Source organism: Granulicella sp. L46 (assembly GCF_009765785.1).
Lineage (GTDB): Bacteria > Acidobacteriota > Terriglobia > Terriglobales > Acidobacteriaceae > Granulicella.
Window position 1 is genome coordinate 256,258 of sequence record NZ_LMUT01000007.1, and the last position, 13,753, is coordinate 270,010.

A 13,753-nucleotide genomic window follows, 5' to 3' on the forward strand; every position below is an offset into this window, starting at 1 on the left:
GAGGTGCGGCTTGGCTGGTTTTTGGGGCGGCTGGTTTGAGGGAAAGCGTGCATCATAGGAGGTACAGCTATGAGTGAACCTGTTAATCCTCCTGACTCGCCGACTGAGCCACCTGCGCCCGCTGATACCGAGCCCAAGCGTTCGTCGATCCCTGGGTTTCGGACCGAGCCGAAGGCTATTCCTGACTCTGCGGCTGAGGGGGGAGCTGGGACGACTGCAGCGGGGGAGCACAGTGAAAAGCCGTTGATTGAGGACGTGTCGGAGGACGTGGCGCCGACGGTGCAGGAGTTTATCGAAGAGGCGGCGGCGGCGAACAAGGAAGGGAACGCGGCGATTGCGGACGAGCCGGTGTCGGCGGCCGAGGAGTCCGCGATGCGGGCGGCGGATGGGACGGACGAAGCTGCGATTGGGGCGGAGGACGTGGCGCCGTATATCGCGTTTGAGAGTGTGAATAAGTCGTTTGGTGACCTGGTGGTGCTGAAAGACGTCAGTTTTTACGTAAAGCCTGGGGAAACGTTGTGCATTCTGGGTCGAAGCGGTGTGGGGAAGTCGGTATCGCTGCAGATTTTGATGGGTTTTCTGAAGCCGGACAGTGGGACCGTGCTGGTGGCGGGGCAGAACATTGCGGGGTATACGGAGCCGGAGATGCAAGATATTCGGCGCAAGGTGACGATGGTGTTTCAGAACGGGGCACTATTCGATTCGATTACCGTCGGTGAAAATGTGGCATTCCCGCTCCGGGAACGGGGGGACATGGAGGAGGATCAGATCCTGCAGGTGGTGAAGGGTTTACTGGAGATGGTGGGGGTGGCGGGGATGGAGAATCAGCTACCGTCGGAGTTGTCGACGGGAATGAAGCGGTCGGTGGCAATTGCGCGGGCGTTGGCGTCGCAGCCGTCGGCGGTGCTGTACGACGAGCCCACAACGATGGTGGATCCGCTGATGGCGCACCTACTTGGAAATCTGATCCAACGTCTCAAAATGCAAATGCATCTTACAAGCATTGTCGTCACGCATGACATGCGTTTTGCAGAGAAGCTGGCAGATCGATTGGTGTTTCTGCACGAAGGCAAGGTGCGTTTTTTCGGAACGACTGAAGAAATGAAGGCTAGCGACGACCCGATTCTGCACGAATTTTTCTCGTTGGATGAGTTGGTGTTGCCGGTATAGCGTCTTAAGTACCCATTTCAACAAGCGGTGATCCTTTACACTAATAGAGAACCCATAACTGACGATAAAGAGCGTGTCTACAAAGAGTTAAGCTTTCGAGTACACACCAACTCCGCCATGAAGCTTATGGCATAACAAGCGGCCCCGGGACCGAAAAATCAGGACTATGGCGACCCTCGATTATCTGAAGCAAGCGACTATTTCGAGCCAGCGACGCCATCAAGCGCGCATGCAGGAACGGGTTCGGCTGTTTTCCAGGCCGTCGTTTACGATCATGGTCTGGGCGATGCTGGATTTTGTGAGCGCGCTGATCGCCGGGTTTATCGCGTTTAGGATCCGCCTGGATCCGGTGGTGAAGCCGACCAGCCATACGGTGCTTCGGCACCTGGAGGCGACGGCACCGCTGGTATCGATTGCCTACCTGCTGGTTTTCGGTGTGTACCTGGTGATCTTCGCGCGGCTCTTCGGTCTCTATCGGTCACAGGATGTGCGCAGCGGATTGAATGAGCAACGCCTCACGGTTCAGACGACCCTGACGTCGGGGCTGATGCTCTGCGGGACGCTGTATGTGATGAAACAGTACGCGGTTTCGCGCCTGGTGGTGGCGCTGACGATCGTGATCACGGCCACCTTCCTGATGGCGCGGCGAGCCATTGAACGCAAGATGATGCAGCGCCGATATCTGCAGGGGCGCGAGACGCGGAACGTGCTGATCGTGGGGCATGGCCGGGTGGCGCATGCGCTGCGGAATCATCTCCAGGCGCTGCCGCATATGGGCTTCCGCTTCATGGGATTTGTATCGCTGGAAGAAGATGACGAGGACGGGGCGAACTCGCAGATTATTGGGAACATTCATAACTGCGTGGCACTGGCGCGGTCACTTTTTGTGGATGAGATCTATTTCTCGACGCCGGCAGACAAGCAGATGGTGATTTCGGTGGTGGAAGAGGCGCGGGTTAACGGGATTGAAGTACGGGTGGTGCCCGACCTATATGACGGACTGGCGTGGAATGCGCCGGTTGAGTTCATAGGGCAATTCCCGACGATTCCGCTGCATCAGCGGGAGTTCCCGCGTGGCGCGTTCCTGATCAAGCGTGTGCTGGACGTGATGCTGTCGTCGCTGGCGCTGCTGGTGCTTTCGCCGGTGATGTTGGTAATTGCGTTGCTGATCCGAATGGATTCGCCAGGAGCGGTGTTCTATCGGGCGGCACGCATTGGGCGTAAGGGCAGAACGTTTACCTGCCTCAAGTTCAGGACGATGGTGGCTGATGCGGACAGGATGAAGGAAGACCTTGCGCACAAGAATGAGCGCGACGGGATTCTGTTCAAAATGAGTAATGATCCCAGAATCACAAAAGTGGGCGCGCGGCTGCGGAAGTATTCGCTAGATGAGCTGCCGCAGTTCATCAATGTGTTGATAGGTGACATGAGCTTGGTGGGACCGCGGCCGCCGCTGGCGTCCGAGGTAGAGAAGTACGACCTGGCGCATCTGCGCAGGCTGGATGTGTTGCCGGGGATTACCGGGCTGTGGCAGGTAGAGGCGCGGCAGGATCCGTCGTTTGATAGCTATATTTCTCTGGACACGGCGTACGTCGAGAACTGGAATTTGCTGTTGGATCTTCGCATCCTGGCACGGACGATCGGTGTGGTGCTGGCGGGTACTGGATCTTAAGAGCAGGGTGTAGGGGATAGGGTGTAGAGGATAGAGAGGGCGTGGACTCTCTGGGTGGGGGAACTGGGCTTCGCGATAGACTGTAAGGGTGCGGATCGCGCTGGCGCAAATCAATCCAACGGTTGGAGACTTCTCGGGGAACCTGCGGAAGATCGCGGAGTTTGTCGAACGGGCGGCGGCTGAGGGTGCTGCGCTGGTGATGTTTCCGGAGCTGGCGACGTGTGGGTATCCGCCAGCCGATTTGCTGGAAAAGGAAAGCTTTGTGAAGCGCGCCGAGGAGACGCTGGCAGCGGTGGCGGAGCTGACGCGCGGCGAGGGTCGGCCGGCGGTGCTGTGCGGTTCGCCAATGCGGTGCGAGAGTTCGTCAGGGAAACGCGTGCGCAATGTTGCGGCGCTGATGGAAGACGGCGAGATCAAGTTCGTGCAGCAGAAGATGCTGTTGCCGTTCTATGACGTGTTCGATGAGCAGCGGTATTTTGAGCCGGCGAAGAATCAGGCGCTGTCGGTGGTGAATTGGAAGGCCGTCGCCATCACGATCTGCGAGGATGCGTGGAACGACAAGATGTTCTGGCCTCGGCAGATGTATCCGGTGGATCCGATTGAGGAATTGATGCGGCAGTGGGCGGTGCTGCCGCAGCCGCTGAGCGGGCATCGGCTGATTCTGAATATTTCCGCGTCGCCGTTCTGGCATGGAAAGCTGGAGGTGCGGCAGCGGATGATTGGCGCGCTGGCGAAGCGGCATCGCGCGACGGTGGTGATGGTGAACCAGGTGGGAGCGAACGATAGCTTGATCTTCGATGGCGGGTCGTTCGCGGTGAGGCCTGATGGCGAGGTGTTTGCGCAGGCGAATAGCTTTGTCGAAGACTTGCTGGTCTTCGAAACGGAGGAGCAGGGCGTTGGCTCGGGAGTAGAGTCGAGCGCGGCTGAGACGCTCGGAAACGAGAGCGATGCTGGCGGTGAGGATCGCGTGGAGAAGACGTGGCAGGCGCTGGTGCTGGGGACGCGGGATTATTTGAGCAAGTGCGGATTTAGGAAGGCGATTGTGGGGTTGAGCGGAGGGATTGACTCGGCGCTGGTTGCGGCGATTGCTGTTGAGGCGTTGGGCGCGGAGAATGTGCGGGGCATTGGGATGCCGAGCGAGTTTTCTTCGACCGGGTCGGTGACCGATGCGGAGAAGCTGGCGCAGAATTTGGGGATCGCGTTTTCGACTGTGCCGATTCGCGCGATCTATGAAGAGTTTTCGACGTCGCTGGAGCCATTTTTCAAGGGGACTGAATTTGGGTTGGCGGAAGAGAATCTGCAGCCTAGGATTCGTGGGAGTTTGTTGATGGCGCTGTCGAATAAGACTGGCGCGCTGGTGCTGACGACTGGCAATAAGAGCGAGATGGCTTGCGGGTACTGCACACTGTATGGAGATATGGTGGGGGCGCTGGCGGTGATTGGCGATGTGTATAAGACCGAGGTATATGAACTGAGCCGGTGGGTGAATCGCGAGCGCGAAGTGATTCCGGAAGATACGCTGACGAAGTCGCCGTCGGCTGAGTTGCGGCCGGGGCAGAAGGATACGGACTCGCTGCCACCGTATGATGTGCTTGACCCGATTGTGCGGGCGTACATTGAGGACTACCGCTCTGCGGAGGAGATTGTGCGGTCGCAGGGTGTGGAGCTTGAGCTGGTGCGGAAGGTGATTCGGCTGGTGGAGTTGAGCGAGTATAAGCGGCAGCAGGCAGCGCCAGTGTTGAAGGTTTCACGCAAGTCGTTTGGTATGGGAAGAAGATTTCCGATAGCGGCGAGACGCGAAGTTTAGTGTGACGGCCGCGAGGCTGGATTTGACTCGAGGAGATATCGCATAGTGAAGAAGTTGATGGTGAATGAGGTTCGCAGCATGAAGACGATCGCAAGCATGATGCTGGTAATGGCGGGTATGGGAGCGTTGGCGCAGGCGCCTGCAGCGCCGGTGATGTCTCCGGCAACGGCGGACGCGGCGCAGGTAGCGGCACCGCAGGCTCCTGCAGGGAATGCAGCGGCGCCGGCGAATCCGTTCCCGCCAGTGAATTTGAAGAATTTCACGGCTAGCTCACCGACGACAGCAGAGGTGAATGCCTTTCTGAAGCAGGCGTGGGGTTTTGACGACAATCGCATTTGGAGCGTGGCGGCGATTTTGAAAACACAAGCTCCCGGTGTGACGAGAGTTATTGTGTTTGCGACCGACAAGTCGCATCCAGATAAGGTGTCGCGAAACGATTTTTTTGTCACGCCGGATGGTAAGCACGCGATTGCGGGCGGGGTGGTCGACTTTGGGCCAACGCCTTTTGCGGAGCGGCGCGCGCTGCTGCAGCAGGGTGTGGATGGACCTGCTGAGGGGGCTGCGAGTAAGGACCTGTTGATGGTATTGTTCGCTGACTTTTTGAATGCGCGGTCGAAGGACGCTCAGGATGTTGCGAACAACCTGGTGAAGGACATTCCGCAAGCACGGTTGGTGGTGGAGTACCTTCCGGCTGATGCCAGCCCGTATGCGTTTCATGCGGCAGCGGAGGGAGTGTGTGTTCGCAAGGCAAAGGGAGACGCCGCGTTCTTCGCGTATGGCCAGGAGATTTACAACAGGCAGAAGGGGCTGACGCCGGAGACACTGCAGCCGGCGCTGGATGCTGCGGTTGTGGCTGCGGGCGCGGATGCGAAGAGCGTTGCGACTTGCTCTGCGACGCCGGAGACAAAGGCGGTTGTGGAGGCCTCGATTGCGCTGGCGGCAAAGGCCGGCGCAGATCTGGCACCGATCCTGGTGGTGAACGGACGCGCGCTGCCGCCGGTGGACGTGCCGTACGACACGCTGAAGCGCATTGTGGCGTACCAAGCTCAGCTGGATGGGATCAGTGTGAAGATTCAACCGACACTGACCAATCTTAAGTAAGTGAAACAGGACGCGGGTAGTAGAGGTTGCGAGGAGACCGGACAGTGAAGATTACCGTGGTTTCTCCGCATCGCGGAGATGCGGCCTTCGCGCTGGGACTGTCGATTGGGGCGTGGCTCCGAGAGGGCCACGCCGTCGAAGTGGTGAGCTGCTTTACGCGCAGCGAATTTGCGCCTTACTCGGATGTGGGGTTGCTGCATCGGAACGATCGCGTGTCGTTTGTGACGGCGGTGCGGAAGCGCGAGGATGAGGCTTGGCGGAAGCAGGTTGGGGTTGCCAAGTTCACGATTACAGATCTGAATCTGAAGGATGCTCCGCTGCGGTTGCATATCGGAGCGAACGAGGTGTTTGGGCGGGTGGCGGATGCTTCGGAGAAGGTGGTCGCGAAGATTAAGCGAGCGCTGGAGATGAGTAAAGCGGGAGCATGGGTGCTTCCGCTGGGGCTTGGTGGGCATGTCGATCATGTGACGGCGCGGAATGTGGCGTTGAGTGCGCTGGCCACAGCGGCGACTCCGGTGGCGTTTTACGAGGAGCTTCCAGAGGCTGGCGCCGTGACGGGTGAGGAGGCGATCGATGCAGTTGTGGTCCAACTTGCGTTGGCGGTGCAGAGCAAGCTTGAGCCAGCGCTCGCGGGCGGCGCGGGACTTACTGATGTAGAGGACGCGGTGGCGAAGAAGAGGCGCGTTGCGTGGTGTTACGACTCGCAGATTGATGAGGCGGCGACGACGGACATTGCAGAGTTTTGCCGAAGGTTTGGCGGCGCAGAGCGGATCTGGACGAACGCCGCGTGGCGTTCGCAGGGATTGTAGGACGGCCGTCACAGTGGGTGCGGAAAGTTAGACGGTAGGATGGTGGGGGAGAGTTTGTGCACACACGGACGATAGCGTCGCTGATTGCAGTGATCGGGGTGCAGGTGTTTGCTGCGATTTCGGTGGTGTCGCTGCATCGCTCGGAGGCGTGGCTGCGGCGTGCGCTGCCGTATGTGATCAGCGTGGCGGTGGGGGTTCTGCTGGCAACGGGGGTGGTTCACCTGCTGCCGGAGGCGGTCGAGGCACTGGGGAATCGCGGCTCAGTGTGGATTGTGCTGGTGCTGACGATGCTTGGCTTGTACAGCTTTGAGCGCTTGTTTCATGTGTTCTCCGGGGTGAGTGCCGAGCCGGCGACGGACGCGGAAGAGGCACATGAGCGGGGGCATCACCATCACCATCATGCGTCGAGACCGGCGACGCTGTTGCTGGGAAGTTTTATGCATAGCCTGGTGGATGGCACCGGTATCGCGGCCGCGTTTGCAATTGATGCGCGCGTGGGTTGGGTGACGGCGCTGGCGGTGGGGTTGCACGAGGTGCCGCATCGGCTGGGGGATTTTGCGCTGCTAATTCATATGGGGATTGCGCGCGGACGGGCGGCGGTGCTGGCGGTCGGTGCTGGCGCGTCGAGTTTGCTGGGATGGGCGCTGGTGGCAGCGATGGGTAACGATGGGTCGCATAAGGTGGCGTGGTTGTTACCGGTGAGTGCGGGAAGTTTTCTGTATATTTCACTTGTTGATCTACTGCCGGAGTTGCAACATGAGCGCCGGCCGAGAGCGGTGCTGGGGCAGATTGTCGGCTTGGCGGTGGGGATCGCTCTCGCGTTAGGCTTAACGCATCTGCCGGGAGCGTGAGGGCGGAACGCAGGATCAGGAGTGAAGGAAAACGATGCGGATTGGTGTGGATGTTGGTGGAACGAAGATTGAGGGCATTGCCCTGGATGCGAAGGGTGCGGAGTTGCAGCGGATTCGCACGGCGACGCCCAAGGGGGATTATGAGGGGACGATTGCCGCGATCGTGGGGTTGGTCCATGAGTTGGAGACCGTGACTGGGCTGACGGGGACAGTGGGTGTCGGGATTCCGGGAACGATTGTTCCGGCAACGGGGCTGGTGAAGAATGCGAATTCGACGTGGCTGAACGGGAAGCCGTTGCAGAAGGATCTGTCGGAAGCGCTGGGCCGAGAGGTGCGCTGCGCGAATGATGCGAATTGCTTTGCGATCAGCGAGGCGACCGACGGCGCGGCGAAGGATTATGAGGTGGTGTTTGGCGTGATCTTCGGGACGGGATGTGGAGGCGGCGTGACGTTCTCGGGGCACGTACACAATGGGCCGAACGGTCTGGCGGGGGAGTGGGGGCACACGCCTTTGCCCTGGGCGAGTGCCACCGAGTTGCCGGGGCCGCTGTGTTACTGCGGGCACCATGGATGTTTGGAGACGTGGATTTCGGGGACTGGGCTGGAGTGGGACTTCGCGCGGACGAGTAGTCGCAACTTGCGTGGGGCGGAGATTGTGCAGGCTGCGGAGGCTGGCGATGAAGAGGCCAAGCAGGCGCTGGAGCGGCTGGTTGACCGCATGGCGCGGGGGCTTTCGACGGTGGTGAATGTGCTCGATCCGGATGCGATTGTGCTGGGGGGAGGGCTGTCCAATCTGGATCGGTTGTATGACGGCGAGCTGGCGATGCGGCTGCGCGACTATGGATTTGGTGGCGGGGTGGAGACGCCGATCCTGAAGAACCAGCATGGGGATTCGAGCGGCGTGCGTGGCGCGGCTTGGTTGTGGCCGCTCGAAAAAAGTGACGCGGGCGAATAGAGCCGCATCTGATAGTGCATGACAAAGCATGCGAATGCGGAAGCGGAACTCGGACAGGCGTTACGGAAACAGTTGCAGGCGCTGCTGGATGGCGGGCAGGCTCATGCGACGTTCGATGAGGCGGTGAAGGACTTCCCGGCGAAGCTGCGTGGGGTCGTGCCGGAGGGATTGCCTTACTCTGGGTGGCAGATTCTGGAGCATATCCGGATTACGCAGAAAGACATCCTTGACTTCAGCAGCAATACAGATGGCAGCTATAAAGAGCTGAAGTGGCCCGAGGAGTATTGGCCGAAGTCTGCGGAGCCGAAGAACGATGCGGCGTGGGAGCAGTCGATTGCCCAGATTCGCGACGATCGGAAGGCATTTGAGAAGCTGCTGAAGTCTGCGGATGATGCGGAGTTGGTGGCGCCGTTTGCGTGGGGCGATGGTCAGAACCTGCTGCGACAGGCGTTGCTGCTGGCCGATCATGATGCGTACCATCTTGGAGAGTTGATTGTGGTGCGGCGGCTGGTGGGGGCTTGGAAGAAGTAGGTTAGAGGCCTAGTTTAACGTTCGAGGAATAATTTAGAACGGACTTTCAGCCCTCGGAACCTGGAGGCCATGGCGACCTAGGGCTGCGCCCTAGGCTGTGATGGAGCGGGCCTTTGGCCCTGAGCTGTGATGGAGGACCTTCTGCCCTAGGTTGTGATGTAGAGAACCTTCGGCCCTGAGCGATTGCAAATTTCTAGAGGCCGAGGGCTGCGGGCCACTCGGATGGGTGGTCGACGGTCTGCTCGGGTTGGGCGGCGGCTAGTGCGGCGGGGGCTAGGCCGAAGGTGCAGCCGAGGAAGTGCGTGCCGCAACGTTGCGCTGTGAGCGCATCGACGTCCGAGTCACCGATCATTGTGGTGTCTTGCGGGGTGAGCGGGGATGCGAGGAGCGCTGACGCTTCGGCGATGAGAGTGAGAAGGCCTTCGGGGTCGGGCTTCTTGGTGTCAAAGGAGTTGCCGCCGTAGTTCTGGAAGAAGAAAGGCTCCAGACCGAGGGCGCGGCAGATGTCGCGCGATGGGTTCACGGGCTTGTTGGTGAGGACGGCCATGGGCAGATGCGGATTGCGCGTGCGGATCTGCGTGAGGGCTTCGAGTACGCCATCGTAGCAGCGGGTGTTGTCGAGCTTGTGGGCGCGGTAGTAGGTGAGGAAGTAATCGAAGGTGCGACGGAAGAGATCGTCGGCTTCGTTGGGGTGAAGGGCGTCCAGGTCATGGGGGTCGCCGAGGGCGCGGCGGACGAGCATCGCGGCGCCGTCGCCGATGTAGCTGGCGATGAGGGGATTGGGCAGGGAAGGCTTGCCGACGTGGGCGAGGGCGGCGTTTACGGAGTTGCAGAGGTCGAGGGAGGAGTCGATGAGCGTGCCGTCTAGATCGAAGACGAGCAAACGGGGCGGAACACTAACCATGGTGCTAGTGTATCCGCCCCGTTCACAGTCGAAGGCGACGTTTTAGAGGTGATCGATGGTGACGTCGCCTGAACCGGTGCGTACTTCGAGAGGAGCGCCGCCACCATTGACTGGGCCGGTGAGGTGATGGCGCGTAGAGTCATTCTGTTGGGGTGCGCCGGGGAAGCCGACATGGATGTCGCCGGAGCCGGTGGAGGCTTCGAGGTTGAAGTGGGCGTCGGGGGTGAGACGCAGCTTGATGTCGCCGGAGCCGGAGCCGAGCATGGCTGCGCCGGTGAGGTGACCGTCAGCCTGGATGTCGCCTGAGCCGCTGCGGGCCGTGAGTGCTCCGTTCAGGCCTTGGATCTTGATGCCGCCAGATCCGGTCTTGGCTTTGATATCGCCGGAACCGATGGCTTGCAGTTCAATGTCGCCCGAGCCTGTGCTGAGGTCGCTGGGCCCGTTGATGCCGTGGGCACGGACGTCGCCGGAGCCGCTGGATGCCGAGAGGTAGCGCCCGGCGTGGTCAATGGTGATGTCGCCGGAGCCGCTGTGGAGATTGAGCGCGACCGAGACTGGAGCGGTGACGACGTAATCGATGCTGAGGTGGTTGAAGAGCTCGTGATCGTTGCTCTCACCTACGTGGATGGTGTTGCCGTCCTGGGTGATGGGAGGGTTTTCGACGATGCGGCGGATGCGTGCTTCCTGGTCGCCGCCGGTCAAGGACCAGCCGGCGTGGATGTGGCCGACGATGTGGACCTGGTTATCGCTGCCGGGATGGATGGTGATGTCGCCGGAGCCGGTGGAGACGAATAGGTCGGGCTGCGCGGAGACGTTGAGGGTGCGCTCGAACTGGCTATCGGAGGCGAATGCGGCCGTCGATACCGTCAAGAGAGTCGCTGCAGCGAGTAGATGAAGTTTCATGATGTACCTTCCTGGATAGAGTTGCGAAGTCTGCTGGAGGACTAAGCTATTACGAAGTTTGCTGAAGAACTACTTTGTCCCCTGCCTTGAGGCCCGAGAGCACTTCGATGCGGCTGCCGTTGGAGATGCCGATCTTGATGGGGACGATACGGTGACCATCTTTGCCGTGGGTGTCTGGCACCCACACCGAGGCGTTGCGATCCTTGTCGTAGATCACGGCCTGTTCGGGGACGCTGAGGACGTTCTTATGCTCTTCGAGAACGATCTCGGCGTTGGCGGTCATGTTGGCCTTGAGCTCGCCGCCGGGATTATCGATGGAGATCTGTACTTCGAAGGTGGTGACGTTGTCCTTCTCGACGCCGAGTGGGGCGATCTTGGTGACGCGTCCGGCGAAGCTGCGGTTGGGGAAGCTCTGAACCTTGATGCGGGCGGCCTGCCCGAGATAGACCTTGGCGATGTCGGACTCGTCGACTTTGCCTTTGACGTAGACTTCGTGGGTGTCGCCGAGGGTCATGACGAGGGTGGCAGTAGAGCCGAGGACGAGAATGGAGCTCACGGCGTCGCCGACCTGCACGTCGCGGGAGAGGACGACGCCGGCGATGGGCGAGGTGACGGTGGTGTAGGAGAGCTGCTCCTCTAGCTGTTTGAGCGAGGCCTGCGATTGCTGGACTTGAGCCTCGCTCTGGTGGAGCTTGGCGTTATCGACGGCAATCTGGGCGACGGCCTTGTCGCGGGTGTTGAGAGCGGAGAGGTACTTCTGGTGGGCGTCGTCCATGGCCTGGGTGGAGAGGACGCCTTGCTGCTGCATCTCGAGGGCGCGGTGGTAGGAGTGCTCGAACATGGGCAGATCGGGGGCCTCGGCGGCTACCTTATCGAAGGAGACAGCGGCGGCGGCGGAGCGGGCGCTGGATTCGGCTGCGGCGAGTTGGGCCTTTTGCGCGGCGACCTGGTCGAGGATCTCTTCCTGATCGAGCTGGGCGAGGACTTCGCCTTTGCGAACGGTGTGGTTGATGTCGGTGTCGAGCTTGGTGACGATGCCGCTGGCCTTGGACTTCACCTCGACTTCGGTGATTGGCTGGACCTTGCCGGTGGCGACGACCGAGCGTGCGATATCGCCTGTGTCGACGCTGCCAAGCTGGGAGGGATCAAGGGGAGGCGCTCCGCCGAGGGTCTTGGCGGCGAGGAAGCCACCGCCTGCCACTACGCAGACTACGATCGCGAGGATGATCCAAAGGCGCTTGCGCGATTTCGATTTCGATTTCAAGGGGTCTCCGAAGCCTTAAGGATTTGCTCTTCGGAGAAGGATTACGCAGCAGCGGGCGGCCCGGTTCCATCAGGCGCTGAATTCGGGGATTTTGGGAAGATCAGGCGTACTTGCGGAGCATGCCCAGGACTTTTCCCTGGATACTGACGTTTTTGGCGGGGGCGTAGATCGGCTTCATCTCGCTGTTGGAGGGCTGCAGGCGGATGAGGGCGCCCTCCCTGTAGAAGCGCTTGAGGGTGGCGTCGGTGCCATCGATCAGGGCGACGATAATCTCACCTTCGCGGGCGGTGCGGGTGCGCTCGACCAGAACGTAGTCGCCGGAGACGATGTGTTCGTCGCGCATGGAATCGCCCTGGACCTCGAGGGCGTAGACCTCACGGCTTCCGATTATGTCGCCCAGCGAGATGGTTTCGGCAGTTTCTATGGCCTCTACGGGCTTGCCGGCGGCGATGCGGCCGAGCAGGGGAAGGCGGTCCATCGTCTTGCGGGGCGGGCGCTGCGGGATGACGTCGATGGAGCGGCTGCGATTGTGAGCGCGCTGGAGGAGGCCCTTGGTCTGGAGATTGGTGACGTGCTTGTGGACGGTGGCAAGCGAACTGAGGCCGAGGCCGGCGGCGATCTCCTCGTAGGAGGGGGAATAGCCGTTGCGGGAGGTGAAGGTGGAGAGAAAGTCGAGAACCTCTTTTTGCCGACGCGTGATAGCCATGCGCTCATTTTAGCGAATAAAAGGCGAATTGGGGGCAAAAGTTTGAGGGAATCAGAATTGCCACGGTGAGCCGAAATGGGACTGGCGTGAGGTGTCCCGCATTGGGAGCAGAAAGGATTAGATCTGCATGAGTATTCGTTGTGCGGCGGGGCAAGGAAGTGGATGGTAAAGGTACACCGCGAGGGTAAGCGGAGAGTTTGATGAGAACGATGAGACGCACAGGAGTCAGGTCTCACCGAAGTGGTTAGAAGTGGTTAAGGGTGTAGGGCGTTTTGGGAGCGTTGGTAACGATATGGAACAGTCGACGATTGCGATTGCACGGCGGGAGAACACGGTACCGGAGAGCGGCCTGGGAGCGGGAAAGAACTGGGGGCGGGGAAGCATCCTGATTGCGGATGAGGATGCTTCGCTGGCGAACTTCTTGAGCCAGGAGTTGCAGTGCGAGAGTTTTGAGGTTGAGGTGGTGCATGACGGAGAGGCGGCGCTTGATGCGCTGCAGGAGGAACGGCGGCATGACCTGGTGATCCTGGATCTGAACCTTCCGCGGCTGGATGGCATGAGCCTGATCCAGCGAGTGAGGCCTGAAAAGCCGCGGTTGCCGATGCTGGTGTTGACGGCGCGCAGCAGGGTTGAGGACAAGGTTCTGGCGTTTCAGAGCGGGGCGGATGACTTTATGGTCAAGCCGTTCTCCTTTGCTGAGCTGCTGGCGCGGGTCAATTCGCTAATGCGCCGGCACGCGCGGGTGGTTCCGAATCTGTCCGAGGTGGGCGATTTGCGGTTGTATCGCGAGGAGCATCGGGTGGAGCGCAATGGGCGGCGAATTGACTTGACGCCGCGGGAGTTTTCGATCGTTGATTACATGCTGCAGCATGTGGGACGGCCGGTTAGTCGAGCGATGTTGTTTGAAGACGTCTGGAAGGTGCCGCACCAGCCCTCCACCAATATTGTGGATGTCTATATGAAGTATGTGCGGGACAAGGTGGATGGGCCGGGTGAGCGCAAGCTGACCCACACCGTGCGCGGAATTGGGTATGAGTTTCGGGATGGGTAAGCGGCAGCACGGTGTCACGGGTGCAAGCG

13 protein-coding genes are annotated in these 13,753 nt (G+C 60.3%); 9 read left to right on the forward strand and 4 right to left on the reverse strand.

Translation table 11 applies throughout. The features are described from left to right. Window positions 1-69: 69 nt before the first annotated feature. The 8 genes from GSQ80_RS06230 (at window position 70) to GSQ80_RS06265 (ending at window position 8,896) form a co-directional block, all read left to right on the forward strand. On the forward strand, window positions 70-1,170 hold the full coding sequence (locus tag GSQ80_RS06230) for an ABC transporter ATP-binding protein (protein WP_158786777.1): 1,101 nt from the start codon (window positions 70-72) through the stop codon (window positions 1,168-1,170). 166 nt (window positions 1,171-1,336) lie between these two features. After that, complete coding sequence (locus tag GSQ80_RS06235; RefSeq protein ID WP_158786778.1) at window positions 1,337-2,842, forward strand: sugar transferase; 1,506 nt, start codon at window positions 1,337-1,339, stop codon at window positions 2,840-2,842. Window positions 2,843-2,930: 88 nt separating this feature from the next. Next, complete coding sequence (locus GSQ80_RS06240) at window positions 2,931-4,649, forward strand: NAD+ synthase (protein ID WP_158786779.1); 1,719 nt, start codon at window positions 2,931-2,933, stop codon at window positions 4,647-4,649. A 45-nt stretch (window positions 4,650-4,694) separates the two neighbouring features. Beyond that, window positions 4,695-5,750, forward strand: coding sequence for a thioredoxin domain-containing protein (locus GSQ80_RS06245; protein ID WP_158786780.1), 1,056 nt, complete (start codon window positions 4,695-4,697; stop codon window positions 5,748-5,750). 44 nt (window positions 5,751-5,794) lie between these two features. Beyond that, window positions 5,795-6,559 (forward strand): PIG-L family deacetylase, encoded by a 765-nt coding sequence (locus tag GSQ80_RS06250; RefSeq protein ID WP_158786781.1) that lies wholly within the window; start codon window positions 5,795-5,797, stop codon window positions 6,557-6,559. Window positions 6,560-6,615: 56 nt separating this feature from the next. Beyond that, a complete protein-coding gene (locus tag GSQ80_RS06255) occupies window positions 6,616-7,410 on the forward strand; it encodes a ZIP family metal transporter (protein ID WP_158786782.1) in 795 nt (264 codons plus the stop codon). Between the two features lie 34 nt (window positions 7,411-7,444). After that, the gene (locus tag GSQ80_RS06260; protein ID WP_158786783.1) at window positions 7,445-8,365 is read left to right on the forward strand and encodes an ROK family protein; all 921 of its coding nucleotides are present in this window, start codon (window positions 7,445-7,447) and stop codon (window positions 8,363-8,365) included. An 18-nt stretch (window positions 8,366-8,383) separates the two neighbouring features. Continuing rightward, entirely contained in the window at window positions 8,384-8,896 is a 513-nt protein-coding gene (locus GSQ80_RS06265) for a DinB family protein (RefSeq protein WP_158786784.1), read from the forward strand. Window positions 8,897-9,089: 193 nt separating this feature from the next. Here the strand turns inward: GSQ80_RS06265 and GSQ80_RS06270 are convergent, their stop codons facing one another. The 4 genes from GSQ80_RS06270 to lexA form a co-directional block, all read right to left on the reverse strand. Further along, window positions 9,090-9,800: an HAD family hydrolase gene (locus GSQ80_RS06270; protein WP_158786785.1), complete on the reverse strand. Its 711-nt coding sequence runs from the start codon at window positions 9,798-9,800 to the stop codon at window positions 9,090-9,092. A gap of 42 nt (window positions 9,801-9,842) precedes the next feature. Further along, the gene (locus GSQ80_RS06275) at window positions 9,843-10,703 is read right to left on the reverse strand and encodes a DUF4097 family beta strand repeat-containing protein (RefSeq protein WP_158786786.1); all 861 of its coding nucleotides are present in this window, start codon (window positions 10,701-10,703) and stop codon (window positions 9,843-9,845) included. Window positions 10,704-10,752: 49 nt separating this feature from the next. After that, on the reverse strand, window positions 10,753-11,967 hold the full coding sequence (locus tag GSQ80_RS06280) for an efflux RND transporter periplasmic adaptor subunit (protein ID WP_158786787.1): 1,215 nt from the start codon (window positions 11,965-11,967) through the stop codon (window positions 10,753-10,755). Between the two features lie 100 nt (window positions 11,968-12,067). Further along, window positions 12,068-12,673, reverse strand: a complete 606-nt coding sequence (gene lexA, locus GSQ80_RS06285) for a transcriptional repressor LexA (protein ID WP_158786788.1) — start codon at window positions 12,671-12,673, stop codon at window positions 12,068-12,070. A 292-nt stretch (window positions 12,674-12,965) separates the two neighbouring features. Here lexA and GSQ80_RS06290 point away from each other — a divergent pair, with 292 nt between their 5' ends. Then, window positions 12,966-13,724: a response regulator transcription factor gene (locus GSQ80_RS06290; RefSeq protein ID WP_158786789.1), complete on the forward strand. Its 759-nt coding sequence runs from the start codon at window positions 12,966-12,968 to the stop codon at window positions 13,722-13,724. Window positions 13,725-13,753 lie beyond the last annotated feature (29 nt).

Excerpts from the sequence above, each read along its gene's own strand:
- GSQ80_RS06230 (WP_158786777.1), top strand. The coding sequence starts at position 70 with ATGAGTGAACCTGTTAATCCTCCTGACTCGCCGACTGAGCCACCTGCG.
- GSQ80_RS06235 (WP_158786778.1), top strand. The coding sequence starts at position 1,337 with ATGGCGACCCTCGATTATCTGAAGCAAGCGACTATTTCGAGCCAGCGA.
- GSQ80_RS06260 (WP_158786783.1), top strand. The coding sequence starts at position 7,445 with ATGCGGATTGGTGTGGATGTTGGTGGAACGAAGATTGAGGGCATTGCC.
- GSQ80_RS06265 (WP_158786784.1), top strand. The coding sequence starts at position 8,384 with ATGACAAAGCATGCGAATGCGGAAGCGGAACTCGGACAGGCGTTACGG.
- GSQ80_RS06270 (WP_158786785.1), bottom strand. The coding sequence starts at position 9,800 with ATGGTTAGTGTTCCGCCCCGTTTGCTCGTCTTCGATCTAGACGGCACG.
- GSQ80_RS06275 (WP_158786786.1), bottom strand. The coding sequence starts at position 10,703 with ATGAAACTTCATCTACTCGCTGCAGCGACTCTCTTGACGGTATCGACG.
- lexA (WP_158786788.1), bottom strand. The coding sequence starts at position 12,673 with ATGGCTATCACGCGTCGGCAAAAAGAGGTTCTCGACTTTCTCTCCACC.
- GSQ80_RS06290 (WP_158786789.1), top strand. The coding sequence starts at position 12,966 with ATGGAACAGTCGACGATTGCGATTGCACGGCGGGAGAACACGGTACCG.